Raw genomic sequence first — 13,740 nt, 5'->3', positions numbered from 1 at the left:
GGGCTGACAAACAGCCGCTAGCACAGGCAAGATAAAAGCCTTCCAGACATGAGCCTGGAAGGCTTTTTATGTTTCTGCATTCTCGATGTCGTTGCGCTCGGTCACGGGCCCGCGCGCCATGTGCGCCCACTCATGCGATGGACATCGGAGTCGAGCAAGGAAATCAGCATGCCCACCCAAGCAGCACGCCAGGCCTACACGGAATGGGTTCTCGCCGACACGCGTTATCAGCAGGCCCGTTTGCACAGCTTGGACAACCCGCTTTCCGGGGAGGCAAAAGAGCGCAAGGCCGAACAATTGGCTGCGCTCGCAAAAAAGACAAAGGACGCGTGGGACACCTACCTGGCGGCCATGAAGGTCGATCCGAAAACTGCCGGGTAAAGGAATCGACCTGTCCTTAGCGAGCCGTGTTCTTTCGGGCGACCCAATAGGTCGCACCCTTGGGTCCGTAGCGCTCGCCATGTGGTGTGCCGGCGGTGAGGAAGAAAGTCCCACCGGGCAGCAAATGCTGAGTGCGGCCGTCCACGGTCAGCCACATTTCGCCCGCCACGACCAGGGCGTCGGCGTCGAAAGGGTGGACGTGATCGTCGATGAGCAGGTCGGGCGCCCAATCTCGTACCAGTACCTCGTCAAAACCGCGGGAAAGGGCTTGCGCCTCGAAGGCGCCGAATTCAGGCAATGTCATCTGGTCTTCGCACTTGGTGTGGCGTTCACGTATGGAGAGATGGGCGCGACCGGTGTGGCCGGCGCCGACTGGTCGATATAGGCGGGGCCGCGCTGCTGCACATCCCGGGTGCTGTAAGTCTTGCCGGTGATGTTCGGCGGCGCGTCGACCGCCGAGAGCATGCATTGCTGTCGCATGGCTTCGGTCTTCATGGTCTTGCAGGTCTCCACGGTCAGCGGGGTGATTGCATGGGCGCAGAACGCACAAGCGGCTAGCGCTGAGAAAAGCAGGTTTCGCATCGTCTGGCTCCACGGGTTGGGCGCTTCGTTCAGCACGGTCGGTGGATTTTCCGCTTATCCGCCGCGGACCGGCATGGATGCCCGCCAGGCTTCGAGGAAACGCGCCCGCTTCAGCCGATCCTGGTAGACCAGCAGGCCCGGGCCCAGCGCGATCGGCCGCAGCGCGCCGACCGGATGCGAGCCACGATCCACGTCGGTACGGATCGGCAGGATGCGGGATTCGTGCGCCAGCACGCCTTGGCCGCGCGGCGACAGCAGGTAGTCCAGAAACCGCTTTGCTTCCACTGCATTCGGTGCGTTTTGCGGGATCACCGCGGTGCGGCTGATGACCAGTGTGTAATCGCGCGGCAGCACCATGCCGATGGGCGCGCCCGCGGCAATGCGCCCCTGCACATACGAGCCCGGCACGTTGTAGGCCAGCGCCATGCGGCCGGTCTCGATGTCGTCCAGCAGCAGGCCCGCGTGCATCACCCAGCGCGCATGGTTGGCGGCCAGGGCCGCCATCAGGGCGCCGGCGTTGTCGTCGTAGCGGGCGTCCTGCGTCGCAGCCAGGTATCCGATGCCGCTGCCGGCCAGGTCGTAGCTGCCGACCCGGCCGTCCAGCGGCCGTTCCGGGTCGCGCAACATCTGCAACAGCTGGCGTCGCGTGGCGGGCGCGGTGGCCGGGGTGAACCGGCGCGTGTCGTAGGCCATCACCATCGGTTCGTAACTGAAGCCGAAGATCTCGTCGCGCCAGCGTGCCCAGGCGGGCAGGGCGGCGGTGTGTTCAGAGCGGTGGCCCTGGGCATGGCCATCGTTCACCAACTGCATCTGCAGGTCCATGCTGCTGCTGACCAGGAGGTCGGCTTCGCCGGTCGATGCCGGAGCGGCCGCTCGCTGGTAAAGCGCCTGGGTCGAAAACTCCTCATAACGGATGGCGACGCCCGGATGCTGGCGCTGGTAGTCGCGCAACAGCGGTGCGAACACCGGCAGGTCGGTGGCTCCGATGATGTCCAGCGCAGCGGTCTGGCTCGTGAGCGCCGGCAGCAACAGCGGGTTGGCCATGCCTGGCACCGCGGCGGCAGGCATGGCCGGCGAAGACTGGGCATGTGTCCGCAAGGCGGGGAAACCGGCCAGCGCCGCGGCCACGACGAGGGCGCGTCTGTCATTTTTCATGCGGTGACCTCGGTCAGCCTGGCGGGCAGGTCCAGTCGCACCACCAGGCCGCCTCCCTCCCTGGGGAGCAGCGCGATGCGGCCGCCGTGGCTGTCCATCACCTTCCGGACGATGGCCATGCCCAGCCCGGCGCCGCCCGCACCGGCATCGCGGCCCTGGGCGAAACGGTCGAAAACCCTGGGCATGTCGTCGGCTGCGATGCCCGGCCCGCGGTCCGCCACACGCAGGCACCAGGCGAAACCGGGCAGGGTGGACGGCTGCAGGCTCAATTCGATGTCGGCGACCGCGTCGTCGTCGTGCGCACCGCGCCGCACGCCATGGCGCAAAGCGTTGTCGATGATGTTCTTCACGGCTTCCCTCAGCATCAATGCGTCTGCCTGCAGCCTTGCGCTGTTGACGCCCGGCTCGAAGAACACCTGCGGCTGCGGGTCGGCTCGCGGTACGGCTTCATGCAAGGCTTCACGCACGGTGCGCACCAGGTCGACCGGCCCGAAGCGCTGCAGCGTGCCGCGGTGGTCCATGCTGGCATCGGCCAGCAGCTGGTTCAGCAATCGGGTGAGCCGGGCGGCGTTGCGTTCCACCGCCAGCAGGCCGCGGCGTTGTTCGGCGGGGTCGGTTTCGTCCAGTGCCATCTGGGCCTGCGCGCGTAGTGCGGCCAGCGGGGTGCGCATCTGGTGGGCGGCCTCTGCGATGAAAAGTCTCAGGGTGTCGAGGTTGGCGGCGAGTCGGGTCATGAAGCGGTTCAGCGCACCGACCGATTGCGCCATTTCCGCCGGCACAGCGGTGGCGATGGGCTGCAGGTTGGATGCATCGCGGGCGGCCAGTTCACGCTCCAGCCGGCCCAGCGGTGCGAGTCCACGGCGCACGCTCCACCAGCACAGCGCCAGGGCGGCGACTGTCAGCAGCGCGATGGCCAGCATGGCGGTGTTGGTGATCTCGGCCGCCAGTTCGTCGCGTGCGCGTCGGGTCTGGCCCACCTGCAACCAGGCGCGGCCCTGGTCCGGCGTGCCGGCAGCCCAATGGCCGGCCAGTGCGAAACGGGTTTCCTCACCGCGGTACACCGCATCGAAAAACACCGGCGTGTTTTCCTGCGCGGCCCTGGCGCGCAGTGCCGCTGGTGCTTCGGGCAGATCGGCATAACCGGTGACCAATTCGCCGCCGGGACTGTGCAGGCTGTAGAAGACGCGGTCGTCCGGCGCCATTGCCAGCATGTCGAGCGCTGCATAGGGAAGATCCATGTCCCAGTCGCCTGGCCGATTGCCTGTGCCGTTCACGGTCTCGCCCATGGCCAGGACCGATGCCGCCAGCAGCCGGTCGAACGACAGGTTGGCAGCCCGCCTGCCGTAGGCCTGGGAGGCCAGCGCCAGCAGCACCATGGCGCAGAAGAACAGCAGGCCCAGGTAGACCAGCAGGCGTCCGTGAATGGTGCCGCGCACCACCGCGCTGCCGGGCGGTGATTCAGTGGTCACCGGACGGATCTTCGATGGCCTCGGCGATGTAGCCGATGCTGCGGACGGTGCCGATGCGCAGCGGCGCGTCGGTCAGTTTCTTGCGCAGGCGGCCGACGTAGAGGTCGATGGCGTTGGGTCCGGCCTCGTCGTCGAAGCTGAACAACTTGGCCGCGATCTCTTCACGGGTCACCACCCTGCCCAGGCGGCCGACCAGAATGTCGAGCAGGCTGTATTCGCGGTTGGGAAGTTCGATGCGGTGCCCGTCCAGGCTCACCCGGCGGCTGGCGCTGTCGATCACCAGCGCGCCGATCTTCAGCACCGACTCGACCTGTCCCTGGTGACGTCGCAGCAGGACGCGGCAGCGGGCCTCGAATTCACGGAAATCGAATGGTTTGCCCAGGTAATCGTCGGCGCCGCTGTCGAGCGCGGCCACCCGGTCCTCGATGTCGGCGCGGGCGGTCAGCATCAGCACCGGTGTCCTGTCGCCGCGCCCGCGCATGCGGGCGAGAATCTCGGTGCCATCCATGCGCGGCAGGCCGATGTCCAGCACCACCAGGTCGAAGTCATGGTGCTCCAGCGCACCGTCGGCCACCTGGCCGTCGGTCTGCCAGTCGGCCGCGTGGCCCATGCGGCGCAGGCAGCGCAGCACCGCGTCGGCGAGGTCGGGCGTGTCTTCCACCAGCAGGACACGCATCAGCGGGTGCTCCGGCAAACCAAGGGTTTCTGCTGATGGGGTTTATCCCAGGGTAAAACGACAGAGGCCCGACAGACTCGATTTTTAAGCTCCCTGCCTTTCGTCGCACGATCCGACGCGTGGTTGGTCCGCGCCCGTGCGGCCTGCATTCCAGGAGAAACTCCCCATGCAAGGACAGAGCACCCCATGTTGACCATTCTCGGCTTCGGCATGGTGATCACATTCATGTATCTCATCATGACCAAGCGGCTTTCGCCCCTGGTCGCTTTGACCCTCGTGCCTATCGTGTTTGCGTTGCTTGGCGGCTTCCATGCAGGCCTGGGCCCGATGATGCTCGACGGCATCAGGAAGATCGCGCCGACCGGCATTTTGCTGATGTTCGCGATTCTCTACTTCGGCGTGATGATCGACGCCGGCCTGTTCGACCCGATCGTGGATTTCATCCTGCGGCTGGTCAAGGGCGATCCCTTGAAGATCGTGGTCGGCACGACGGTGCTGGCGCTGGTGATCTCGCTCGACGGCGACGGATCGACCACCTACATGATCACGGTGGCCTCGATGCTGCCGCTGTACAAGCGGCTGAAGATGAACCCGCTCAACCTGACCTGCGTGGCCCTGGTCGCCAGCGGGTTGATGAACCTCACACCCTGGGGCGGCCCGACGGCCCGCGCCGCCAGCGCGCTGCATCTGGATGTGGGTGACGTGTTCGTGCCGCTGGTCGTGCCCATCGCGGTGGCGATCTGCGCGCTGCTGGCGGTATCGGTCTGGCTGGGACTGAAGGAGCGCCGCCGGCTGGGTTACTCGCTGCTGACGGGCCGCAACGGCATCGCCGGCCGCCCACCCGCGCAAGTGCTCCCGTCCATCACCGACGACGAGGACGACCGCCGCATGCCACCGGACGAGACCGCCGACGAAGACGTGCGTCGCCCCAGGCTGCGATGGATCAACGCGCTGCTCACCGTGGCGCTGATGGTGTGCCTGGTGATCGGCGTACTGCCGCTTCCGGTTCTTTTCATGATCGCGTTTTCCATCGCGCTGCTGATCAACTATCCCGACCTGGCCGAGCAGCGCCGCCGCCTGTCCAACCATGCCGGCAACGTGCTGGCGGTGGTGTCGCTGATCTTCGCGGCCGGTATCTTCACCGGAATCCTGTCGGGCACCGGCATGGTGGAGGCGATGTCCCGCAGCCTGCTGGCGGTGATCCCGCCGTCGATGGGGCCGTACTTCGCGCCCATCACGGCGGTCGTCAGCATGCCGTTCACCTTCTTCATGTCGAACGACGCGTTCTACTTCGGCGTGCTTCCGATCCTGACCGAAGCCGCCGCCAAATACGGCGTCACGGCGGTCGAGATGGCCCGTGCGTCGCTGGTCGGCCAGCCGGTGCATTTGCTGAGCCCGCTGGTGCCGTCGACCTATCTGCTGGTCGGCCTGGCCGGCGTCGATTTCGGTGACCACCAGCGTTTCACCCTGAAATGGGCGGTGCTGGTGTCGCTGGCCCTGATGGGAGCCTGCCTGGCGTTCGCCATCTTTCCGCTGGTGGTGGCGCAGCACTGATTCCGGTGATGTGACCCGTCGGCCGCTTTACCAGACCGCATCGTGCCGCGCGTATGCTGCACCGGCATGGGAATCTGGGACGCCTTGCAGGCACTGTGGCAATTGCTGGTGTTGATCGGGCGGTTTCTGGCCTGGCTGGCCGGCGTCGGGGGCTGAATCAGGTGCCTGCGGGCGTGTCCAGGTCGCGGGCCGAGTGGCGCTCGGGCACCTGGTCGGCGGCATCGCCCCAGGTGCGGTTGACCTTCCGGCCGCGCTGCACCGCGGGACGGGCGGCGATCTGTTCGGCCCAGCGCAAGACATTGGTATAGCTTTTCGCGTCCAGGAATTCAGCCGCGTTGTAGAGCTGGCCCAGAACCACGCCGCCATACCAGGGCCATGCCGCGATGTCAGCGATGCTGTAGTCGTCGCCGGCCAGGTAGGGCGACTCGGCCAGCCGGCGGTCGAGCACATCGAGCTGGCGTTTGCTTTCCATGGCGTACCGGTTGATGGGGTATTCCATCTTGCTCGGTGCATAGGCATAGAAATGGCCGAAACCGCCGCCGAGGAAAGGCGCACTGCCCATCTGCCAGAACAGCCACGACAGGCATTCGGCCCGGGCTGCGCCGCTGGCGGGCAGCAGGGCACCGAACTTCTCGGCGAGGTACTGGAGGATGGCGCCGGACTCGAAGATGCGCACCGGTTCCTTGCCGCTGCGATCGAACAGGGCCGGGATCTTGGAATTGGGGTTGACCGACACGAATCCGCTGCCGAACTGGTCGCCTTCGCTGATACGGATCAGCCAGGCGTCGTATTCGGCACCCGTGTGGCCGAGGGCCAGCAGTTCCTCTAGCATGACCGTCACCTTGACGCCGTTGGGCGTGGCCAGGGAATACAGCTGAAACGGGTGTTTCCCGACCGGGAGTTCCTTGTCGTGCGTCGCTCCGGCGATCGGGCGGTTGATGCTGGCGAACTGGCCTCCGTTGCCCTGGTCCCAGGTCCAGACCCTGGGTGGAACGTAGTCGGTGGAATCGATCATCGGGATGCTTTCTCGGCGTTGCGAAGGAGGAGCGGTTTCGAGCCTTTCGGCCGGAGCCGCATCGTGGCCGAAGGTCAATCTCCGTGGACACCGGGGGTTTTTCGATCTTCGGTTTCTGCATGTGGGCATGCGGTACGGGCGCTTTGCCGATGGGTTCTGCAAGCCTAGGATCGGCTCGTCTCCTTCATGTTGTTTGCCGGTCTTCCCTTGCGGGGAGACCGGCTTTTTTCATTGCTAGAAGGGCCGGAAATGCGAGCGGCAGACGGCGTTCAGGATGCGCGGTTTTGGGTCTGGTTCGAGCCCGCCGAAGGCCATCGGTTTCGGCTGCACGAATCGTTCGTGGATAGTGGCGCCACCCCAATACGACTCGCGGTACCGGGTCTGCTCTTCATGGAATACCGACATGCTGGTGCAGTCGATCGAAATGAACGACACATACGACTGATAGATCTCGCCGGACGGCAGCTTGCGGGCTTGGGCAAGGTTCACCCTGAAGCGCAGCACGGTTGCCGCGCCGCGGCGGCTGATGGTGCTGACATCGAGCTGCGCGGTATCGACATCGGGGTCGTTCTTGGCACCGATCACCGTGAACCATTCGACCGCCCAGGCGTTGGCGCTGAAGAGGCAGAGGGCGAGCAGCAAGGGCCGGATCGGGGACATCAGGCCAGGATTATGGTGAGGCGCGGTGACGGCTCGCCGGCATCAGGGCCGCGGAGCCGTTTTTTTGCCGCAGGCGATATCCAGGATCAGGGGTCGAGGGTCTGGCACCAGGCCGACGAAGGCCATGGGGCGGGCCTGGGGAAAACTTTCGAAAGTGCTGGGGCCCGTCCACAAGGGTTCCGGGAAGCGCCGCTGGTCTTCATGGAAGATCGAACCGCTGGCGCATTCGACGGCGATGTGCGAGAGATAGGACTGGTAACTATCGCCCCGGGCCCCTTTTCGGACCTTGGCCAGGTTGACCCGAAAACGCAGGCCCAGCGCATTGCTGCGGCGGTCGAGGGTCGATGCATCGACCTGTGTCGTATCGATGTCGGGGTTGGACTTGTCGCCGGTCAGGGTGAACCATTCCACGGCCAGGGCAGGACCGCCTGCCACCAGCAGGCTGGCGGCCGTCAGCAGAGTACAGAGACGCGGGTTGAGGTGCATCGTTCGTGCGATAGGACGCGGAAAGCCATTCGAGCATGCTGCGGCCGATACTGCCCGGGCTGTTTTCCCTAGTGCGGATGCGGCCGCATCAGTCCGAATCCCAGACAAGGCAAAAGCCTACAGAGGCTACCGAGAGTGAGGGGTAATTTTAGGGATGCAGGAAACCGAAGTGACGGAATGCGATGCCTGCCTCCAAAATTCAACCCGATGACTTGCCATGAATACTGCTGAAAAAACCTTTCTTCAAACCGAAGCGTGCCGGGTGACTTCGGACGAGGTGGTGGTGGAAGGCCATCGATATCCGATGCAAATGGTGAGGGATGCGCGGATGGGTACGGAATCGAGCTACCAGGGTAAGGCCATTCCTTTTGTGATGGCGCTGGTCTTCGTGGTGTGGACCTTGAGCGAACTGGTGAACGGCACCGACGACTACAGTTATGCACTCGTCGCTGGCACGCTGGCGGTGCTTTCGATGATCGCCGTTCGCCTGGTGGGCCTCTTTCAAAAGCATTCCGCTTGGCTGATGTTGCCGGAAGGTTCGGTCGCAGTTTTCCGCTCGCATGACAGCGCCGCTGTTTCCGAATTGGTGAAAGCGGTCAAACAGGCCCGTGACTACCGCCGCCCGCGCTTCGCCGAGGCCTGGGGCGTGGGCAAACCGGTCAACGGCTGAGACTGGTTTCTGGCGTATATCGCGCCAGGACACATTGAATCTCATCGAAAAGGGGACGCGACGCCGGATCCTCGGACATGCATCTATCGCGGAGATTTTCGATGGTCGGGTCTGTTGTGTCATCCTGGGAAAGGGCAATCAGTTCTTCGAGCAGGCAGCCGAACGCGCGAGCCTCCACGCGCTGGAGATTTTCGGCATCTGGCGCGGCAAGACCATCAAAAAAAGATGCCGCACCAAAGTCTCCGAGCAATGCATCACCTTTTCCGTTTTGCAGGATGTTGTGTGCATAAAGATCGCCGTGCAGGATGCCTTTTGCATGCAGGTGTGCTACTGCTGATGCGATCTGGTGCGCAATGCCGAGCGCGATTTCGCATGTCAATGAAAACCCGTCCGCATATACATCCCTCGTGCACGAATCCAGGCTCGGAGGACCGGCCAGCACCTGCATCGAAGACGCGACCAGGGGCATGATCAATCCAGGCTTGTCCTCCGGATGCCCCGTGATTCGTGCAGTGGCGCCTACCAGCGCCGGATGCATCCCGGCCGTCATGCATGCCGCCATCTCGTCTTCTGGCAAACCGTCACTGGTGACTGCACCCTTGAAAAGCTTGACCGCCACGGATGGGCGTTCCGGTCGGCGGGTATCGATGGCCTCGTGGATCACGCCGGATGCGCCTTCGCCCAGCACACGGCCGAGCGTCAGGTCCCGCCAGTCGATGGCCGGAATTCCGGCGCCGGCAGTGTTTGGCCGCGCTGCGCTGGAAAACGGATTTCCACCAAAGGCAAACCACGACAGGCGCGGCAACCCGGTGAGAAAGCCCGGAAAGGTTTCGAGCCGGTTGGCTGCAATGCGAATGAGCTCGAGTCGCCGGCAGTCGATCAGGGCAGCCGGAAGAACTCTCAGGCGATTGCCGGCAAGCATGAGTTTCTGCAGAAACGGACGATTGCCAAGTTCATCGGGCAAGGCTTCGATGCAGTTGTCGGTGAGGATCAACCAGCGAAGCCTTGACGGAAGCGAACCGGCGGTCACCGCGCGGATCCGGTTGGCCTTGAAACCGACGATTTCCAGCTGACTGCAGTGACCCAGTGCGGCTGGCAGTTCGGTGAACCGGTTGTCCGAGCAGAAGACGACTTTGAGCCGATGAAGGCGGTGCAAGTCGGCGGGCAGGCTGTCGAGCCGGTTGCCCGACAGATTGAGCACTTCGAGCGAATCGGCCAGCGAGAAGATCTCGGCAGGAAATTCTGTCAGTTCGCAGGAAAGATCGAGTCTGCGCACATCGCCGAGCCGCCCGGCGCGCAGGAGGGAAAGAGTGTCGTGGTGCATGCCCGCAAGAGCATGACACAGCACGGATCAAGAAAAATCAGACGACCGTCTTGTTGATGGCGGAGGCAGGCTTGTGGGCTTCCGCCATGGCCGCATGACGGCGGCGCAGGTTCAGCTTGGTGATGGCGCGGGCCCTGGCGTCATGGTTGTCTGCTCGGCGTGCTGCATTCGACAGGCCGTAGAAAAACAGTCCGAAAAAAAGATACAGCACGAGGACGCCCAGTGCGAGATAGGTCATGGTTTGTTTTCTTGCGTGGACACGAGTCCATTCTGCCCCGGAAAGAGAGTCGGGAATGTCAGGTAATTCTAGAAGTGTTTCTAAAAATGACAGGTTTTTCTATTGTCGAAATCGCTGCGTTGGGGTTTATCCCAGGCGGCGGAGACGCATGCGCAAGTCGTGGCGGGTGAAGGGCGTGGTGATACCCAGCATTTGCATCACCGACGTCTCGATCCAGTGGGTGGTGGGCGCGGGTTTACCGTGCAGGGCGATCGTCATGAAGGCCGTGATCGAGAGTGCCAGGGCCGCCGATGCCCCTGCCGGGCGCTGGGACGGGTTCTGTTTTCGGGTACCGGCCAGAAACCACAGGCTGCCGGCCGCACCGACGAGCAGGCCGGATACCACCTCGGAGAGCGAATGCACTTCGAGCATGAGGCGCGAAACAGCAATCGCCAGGGCCAGCAGGTAACCCGCGATGACTGCGCCGCGGCACAGAACGGGTTTGTCCAGCCGGGCCGTCACCAGCCAGCCCAGTACCGGCCAGAAGCAGGCGGACAATGCCGAATGCCCGCTGAAGCCGGTGAAATCCAGTTCGGCGTTGCCGATGCCCCAGGCCACGAATGCGATCTTGGTGGCCAGCACCACAAAACCCGTCAGGCCGAAAGCCAGTACCCAGCGAACCGCCAGACCCCGCGAAGAACGGGCCAGCAGCAAGGCCAGCGCCATGACGGCACCGGCCGGAAGCAGCAGGTTGCTATCGCCAAACCATGTCAGGGAAGTCCAGCTCATCCACGAGCTTCGAGAGGCGAGAAATTCAATCGGCATTTTTACGGTTGGCGCAGGCGGGAATCAGGGTTTGTCAGGAGCCGGAAGCGCGCAGCATACCGGGCGCGCGGACCGGGCATCGCGCGGCTGTGGCTTAATCGCGGGTTAACTCTTTTTCCATCCAACACTCAGGACACTCTCATGGGCAACAAGATCGTTACCGAAGCCGACCGCAAAGCCACCCCTCCGCTGCCCGCACCGGCTGGCGTCAACCTGCGCACCGCAGGCCGTGGCCAGAAGATCAGCCTGGAGCGCGGCACCGCGACCCGCAGCAAGAAGAACCCCGGCAAGCGTCCTTCCAAGGGCGGTTGATTCGGCTTTGCCGTGTTTTTTGCGGCTGGGGTTTCCCCTTCGGCCGCATCGCGCCCCTCTGTGCCTAGAATGTGTTGCACTGCAACAGCCTCGGTGAATGAGGCTCCACGAAGGGGCGCAATTGGAAGACGGCAAACATACTGGCACCGACGGCGCCGAGCCTGGTGAGGCCACGCACGAATCCAGGGAAACAGGTTCGGTGCGGGTGATCAAGAAGTATCCCAACCGCCGTTTGTACGACACCACCACCTCGAGCTACATCACGCTGGCAGAAGTCAGGCAACTGGTGATCGAAAACGTGGTGCTGGTCGTGCGCGACGCCAAGACCGGCGAAGACCTCACGCGCAGCATCCTTCTCCAGATCATCCTGGAAGAAGAAGCGGGCGGTGCACCCATGTTCAGCGAATCTGCACTGGCCAACATCATCCGTTTCTACGGACACGCGATGCAAGGTTTCATGGGCAATTACCTGGAGAAGAACGTGCAGGCGTTCACAGACATCCAGACCAGGCTGGCGGCGCAGTCCCGCACCATCACGCCGGAAATGTGGACTCAGTTCATGAACATCCAGTCACCCATGCTTCACGGCTTGCTGGGCAACTATGCCGAGCAGTCGAAGAGCAGTTTTGTGCAGATGCAGGAGCAGTGGCAGAAACAGGCGGAGCAGATGTTCGGGGCGTTCGGATTGAAGCGCTGATTACCGGTGTTAACCCGTTTTATCGCTGCCGGGCCGGTCCGGGGGACAATACGAGGATGAGCGAAGTCCTGTCCCCACCGAAAAAAAGCGCCAGCACGCCCCCACGTGTCGGTTTCGTCAGCTTAGGCTGCCCCAAAGCACTCACCGACTCTGAGCTGATCCTGACGCAACTCAGCGCCGAGGGTTACCAGACCTCCAAGACCTATGAAGGCGCCGACATCGTCGTCGTCAACACTTGCGGTTTCATTGATGACGCCGTGCGCGAGAGCCTCGACACCATCGGCGAGGCCCTCGCCGGCAACGGCAAGGTGATCGTGACCGGCTGCCTGGGCGCGCGCACCGGCACCGACGGCGGCAACCTGGTGCGCCAGATGCACCCCAGCGTGCTCGCCGTCACCGGCCCGCACGCCACACAGGAGGTGATGGACGCCATCCACCTGAACCTGCCCAAGCCGCACGATCCCTTCGTCGACCTGATGCCGAACTCGTTCGGCGAGGCCGGCATCAAGCTGACGCCGCGCCACTACGCCTACCTCAAGATCAGCGAAGGCTGCAACCATCGCTGCACCTTCTGCATCATCCCTTCGATGCGCGGCGATCTGGTGTCGCGCCCCATCGGCGATGTGCTGAAGGAGGCGCGCGCGCTGTTCGAAGGCGGCGTGAAAGAACTGCTGGTGATCAGCCAGGACACATCGGCCTACGGCGTCGACGTCAAGTACCGAACCGGTTTCTATGAGGGCCGCCCGATCAGGACCCGCATGCTCGACCTGGTACAGGCACTGGGTGAGATTGCCGAACCTTACGGCGCCTGGGTTCGCCTTCACTACGTGTATCCGTACCCCAGCGTGGACGACGTGGTGCCGCTGATGGCGCAGGGCCTGGCTCTGCCCTACCTGGACGTGCCGTTCCAGCACAGCCACCCCGACGTTCTCCGCCGCATGAAGCGCCCTGCCAGCGGCGAAAAGAACCTGGACCGCATCACCCGCTGGCGCGAAGCGTGTCCCGAACTGGTGGTCCGGAGCACTTTCATCGCCGGTTTTCCGGGCGAGACCGAAGAAGAGTTCCAGCACCTGCTCGACTTCGTGCGTGAAGCCGGCATCGACCGGGCGGGTTGTTTTGCCTACAGCGCGGTGGACGGCGCCGCTGCCAACGAAATTCCCGGCATGCTGCCGATCGAATTGCGTGAAGAGCGACGTTCGCGTTTCATGGCCGTCGCCGAAGAGGTGTCGGCCGAGCGCCTGCGCCGCCGCGTCGGCGCCACGATGCAGGTGCTGATCGATTCCGCGCCCGCACTCGGTCGCAAGGGCGGTGTGGGCCGTACCTATGCAGACGCGCCCGAGATCGACGGCGTGGTGCGACTGCTGCCACCTGAAAAGGCGAGCAAGACGCTCAAGGTGGGTGAGTTCACCCGGGCACGCATCGTCGCGACCGACGGGCACGACCTGGTGGCCCAGCCCATATGACGGAAGCTGTGGGCATTTCGAGCATCGCGCGCCGCCGCTGCGGCGCGCTGGTCGGAATGCCCCGCCGGCGTTTCCAATCGAAGTCCTCTGCCGGATCCTTCCGATTCAGCGCCCGCAAAACGAAAAAGCCGCTGAATGCATTCAGCGGCTTTTTATTTTATTTGGTGCCCAGGAGAGGACTCGAACCTCCACGATGTTACTCGCTAGTACCTGAAACTAGTGCGTCTACCAATTCCGCCACCTGGGCATTTCAG

17 protein-coding genes and 1 tRNA gene are annotated in these 13,740 nt (G+C 63.7%); 6 read left to right on the top strand and 12 right to left on the bottom strand.

Annotated features, from left to right (window positions below):
• The first annotated feature begins 48 nt into the window (after positions 1-48).
• Entirely contained in the window at positions 49-381 is a 333-nt protein-coding gene (locus tag AC3ANW_RS13920; protein ID WP_488341439.1) for a hypothetical protein, read from the top strand.
• 16 nt (positions 382-397) lie between these two features.
• Here the strand turns inward: AC3ANW_RS13920 and AC3ANW_RS13915 are convergent, their stop codons facing one another.
• Genes AC3ANW_RS13915 through AC3ANW_RS13895 form a run of 5 tightly spaced genes read right to left on the bottom strand, consistent with a single transcriptional unit; the run spans position 398 to position 4,263 of the window.
• On the bottom strand, positions 398-685 hold the full coding sequence (locus AC3ANW_RS13915; RefSeq protein ID WP_488341438.1) for a cupin domain-containing protein: 288 nt from the start codon (positions 683-685) through the stop codon (positions 398-400).
• Positions 682-963: a hypothetical protein gene (locus AC3ANW_RS13910; RefSeq protein WP_488341437.1), complete on the bottom strand. Its 282-nt coding sequence runs from the start codon at positions 961-963 to the stop codon at positions 682-684. Before AC3ANW_RS13910 ends, AC3ANW_RS13915 begins: the two co-directional genes overlap by 4 nt.
• Before the next feature lie 54 nt (positions 964-1,017).
• A complete protein-coding gene (locus AC3ANW_RS13905) occupies positions 1,018-2,118 on the bottom strand; it encodes an ABC transporter substrate-binding protein (protein WP_488341436.1) in 1,101 nt (366 codons plus the stop codon).
• Positions 2,115-3,587 (bottom strand): sensor histidine kinase N-terminal domain-containing protein, encoded by a 1,473-nt coding sequence (locus AC3ANW_RS13900; RefSeq protein WP_488341435.1) that lies wholly within the window; start codon positions 3,585-3,587, stop codon positions 2,115-2,117. Before AC3ANW_RS13900 ends, AC3ANW_RS13905 begins: the two co-directional genes overlap by 4 nt.
• On the bottom strand, positions 3,577-4,263 hold the full coding sequence (locus AC3ANW_RS13895) for a response regulator (RefSeq protein ID WP_488341434.1): 687 nt from the start codon (positions 4,261-4,263) through the stop codon (positions 3,577-3,579). Before AC3ANW_RS13895 ends, AC3ANW_RS13900 begins: the two co-directional genes overlap by 11 nt.
• A gap of 186 nt (positions 4,264-4,449) precedes the next feature.
• Between AC3ANW_RS13895 and AC3ANW_RS13890 the strand changes: the two genes are divergently transcribed.
• A complete protein-coding gene (locus AC3ANW_RS13890; RefSeq protein WP_488341433.1) occupies positions 4,450-5,817 on the top strand; it encodes a CitMHS family transporter in 1,368 nt (455 codons plus the stop codon).
• 157 nt (positions 5,818-5,974) lie between these two features.
• On the opposite strand, the gene yghU is transcribed toward AC3ANW_RS13890, so the two are convergent.
• The 3 genes from yghU to AC3ANW_RS13875 form a co-directional block, all read right to left on the bottom strand.
• A complete protein-coding gene (yghU, locus tag AC3ANW_RS13885; RefSeq protein WP_488341432.1) occupies positions 5,975-6,832 on the bottom strand; it encodes a glutathione-dependent disulfide-bond oxidoreductase in 858 nt (285 codons plus the stop codon).
• A 234-nt stretch (positions 6,833-7,066) separates the two neighbouring features.
• Positions 7,067-7,492 (bottom strand): surface-adhesin E family protein, encoded by a 426-nt coding sequence (locus AC3ANW_RS13880; RefSeq protein ID WP_488341431.1) that lies wholly within the window; start codon positions 7,490-7,492, stop codon positions 7,067-7,069.
• Between the two features lie 42 nt (positions 7,493-7,534).
• Positions 7,535-7,978, bottom strand: coding sequence for a hypothetical protein (locus AC3ANW_RS13875; RefSeq protein WP_488341430.1), 444 nt, complete (start codon positions 7,976-7,978; stop codon positions 7,535-7,537).
• A gap of 217 nt (positions 7,979-8,195) precedes the next feature.
• Here AC3ANW_RS13875 and AC3ANW_RS13870 point away from each other — a divergent pair, with 217 nt between their 5' ends.
• On the top strand, positions 8,196-8,648 hold the full coding sequence (locus AC3ANW_RS13870; protein ID WP_488341429.1) for a DUF6232 family protein: 453 nt from the start codon (positions 8,196-8,198) through the stop codon (positions 8,646-8,648).
• On the opposite strand, the gene AC3ANW_RS13865 is transcribed toward AC3ANW_RS13870, so the two are convergent.
• The 3 genes from AC3ANW_RS13865 to AC3ANW_RS13855 form a co-directional block, all read right to left on the bottom strand.
• A complete protein-coding gene (locus AC3ANW_RS13865; RefSeq protein WP_488341428.1) occupies positions 8,638-9,972 on the bottom strand; it encodes a leucine-rich repeat-containing protein kinase family protein in 1,335 nt (444 codons plus the stop codon). The two genes, AC3ANW_RS13870 and AC3ANW_RS13865, sit on opposite strands and share 11 nt — an antisense overlap.
• Before the next feature lie 37 nt (positions 9,973-10,009).
• Positions 10,010-10,210, bottom strand: coding sequence for a hypothetical protein (locus AC3ANW_RS13860; protein WP_488341427.1), 201 nt, complete (start codon positions 10,208-10,210; stop codon positions 10,010-10,012).
• A gap of 126 nt (positions 10,211-10,336) precedes the next feature.
• Positions 10,337-10,978: a phosphatase PAP2 family protein gene (locus tag AC3ANW_RS13855; protein ID WP_488341426.1), complete on the bottom strand. Its 642-nt coding sequence runs from the start codon at positions 10,976-10,978 to the stop codon at positions 10,337-10,339.
• Between the two features lie 177 nt (positions 10,979-11,155).
• Between AC3ANW_RS13855 and AC3ANW_RS13850 the strand changes: the two genes are divergently transcribed.
• From AC3ANW_RS13850 to rimO, 3 genes are all read left to right on the top strand, one after another.
• Complete coding sequence (locus tag AC3ANW_RS13850; RefSeq protein WP_488341425.1) at positions 11,156-11,326, top strand: hypothetical protein; 171 nt, start codon at positions 11,156-11,158, stop codon at positions 11,324-11,326.
• A 97-nt stretch (positions 11,327-11,423) separates the two neighbouring features.
• Positions 11,424-12,023, top strand: coding sequence for a polyhydroxyalkanoate synthesis repressor PhaR (gene phaR / locus AC3ANW_RS13845; RefSeq protein WP_488341424.1), 600 nt, complete (start codon positions 11,424-11,426; stop codon positions 12,021-12,023).
• Positions 12,024-12,079: 56 nt separating this feature from the next.
• The gene (gene rimO / locus AC3ANW_RS13840) at positions 12,080-13,486 is read left to right on the top strand and encodes a 30S ribosomal protein S12 methylthiotransferase RimO (protein WP_488341423.1); all 1,407 of its coding nucleotides are present in this window, start codon (positions 12,080-12,082) and stop codon (positions 13,484-13,486) included.
• Between the two features lie 162 nt (positions 13,487-13,648).
• On the opposite strand, the gene AC3ANW_RS13835 is transcribed toward rimO, so the two are convergent.
• Positions 13,649-13,733 (bottom strand) — tRNA-Leu (locus AC3ANW_RS13835).
• Between the last annotated feature and the right edge of the window lie 7 nt (positions 13,734-13,740).

The organism is Xylophilus sp. PBN-3R (assembly GCF_057747805.1).
This window is presented reverse-complemented; position numbering and strand designations above follow the sequence as displayed.

Bases quoted from the DNA above. Each gene is read 5' to 3' on its own strand.
- AC3ANW_RS13920 (WP_488341439.1), top strand. From the start codon at position 49: ATGAGCCTGGAAGGCTTTTTATGTTTCTGCATTCTCGATGTCGTTGCG.
- AC3ANW_RS13915 (WP_488341438.1), bottom strand. From the start codon at position 685: ATGACATTGCCTGAATTCGGCGCCTTCGAGGCGCAAGCCCTTTCCCGC.
- AC3ANW_RS13910 (WP_488341437.1), bottom strand. From the start codon at position 963: ATGCGAAACCTGCTTTTCTCAGCGCTAGCCGCTTGTGCGTTCTGCGCC.
- AC3ANW_RS13905 (WP_488341436.1), bottom strand. From the start codon at position 2,118: ATGAAAAATGACAGACGCGCCCTCGTCGTGGCCGCGGCGCTGGCCGGT.
- AC3ANW_RS13895 (WP_488341434.1), bottom strand. From the start codon at position 4,263: ATGCGTGTCCTGCTGGTGGAAGACACGCCCGACCTCGCCGACGCGGTG.
- AC3ANW_RS13890 (WP_488341433.1), top strand. From the start codon at position 4,450: ATGTTGACCATTCTCGGCTTCGGCATGGTGATCACATTCATGTATCTC.
- yghU (WP_488341432.1), bottom strand. From the start codon at position 6,832: ATGATCGATTCCACCGACTACGTTCCACCCAGGGTCTGGACCTGGGAC.
- AC3ANW_RS13880 (WP_488341431.1), bottom strand. From the start codon at position 7,492: ATGTCCCCGATCCGGCCCTTGCTGCTCGCCCTCTGCCTCTTCAGCGCC.
- AC3ANW_RS13875 (WP_488341430.1), bottom strand. From the start codon at position 7,978: ATGCACCTCAACCCGCGTCTCTGTACTCTGCTGACGGCCGCCAGCCTG.
- AC3ANW_RS13870 (WP_488341429.1), top strand. From the start codon at position 8,196: ATGAATACTGCTGAAAAAACCTTTCTTCAAACCGAAGCGTGCCGGGTG.
- AC3ANW_RS13865 (WP_488341428.1), bottom strand. From the start codon at position 9,972: ATGCACCACGACACTCTTTCCCTCCTGCGCGCCGGGCGGCTCGGCGAT.
- AC3ANW_RS13860 (WP_488341427.1), bottom strand. From the start codon at position 10,210: ATGACCTATCTCGCACTGGGCGTCCTCGTGCTGTATCTTTTTTTCGGA.
- AC3ANW_RS13855 (WP_488341426.1), bottom strand. From the start codon at position 10,978: ATGAGCTGGACTTCCCTGACATGGTTTGGCGATAGCAACCTGCTGCTT.
- AC3ANW_RS13850 (WP_488341425.1), top strand. From the start codon at position 11,156: ATGGGCAACAAGATCGTTACCGAAGCCGACCGCAAAGCCACCCCTCCG.
- phaR (WP_488341424.1), top strand. From the start codon at position 11,424: ATGAGGCTCCACGAAGGGGCGCAATTGGAAGACGGCAAACATACTGGC.
- rimO (WP_488341423.1), top strand. From the start codon at position 12,080: ATGAGCGAAGTCCTGTCCCCACCGAAAAAAAGCGCCAGCACGCCCCCA.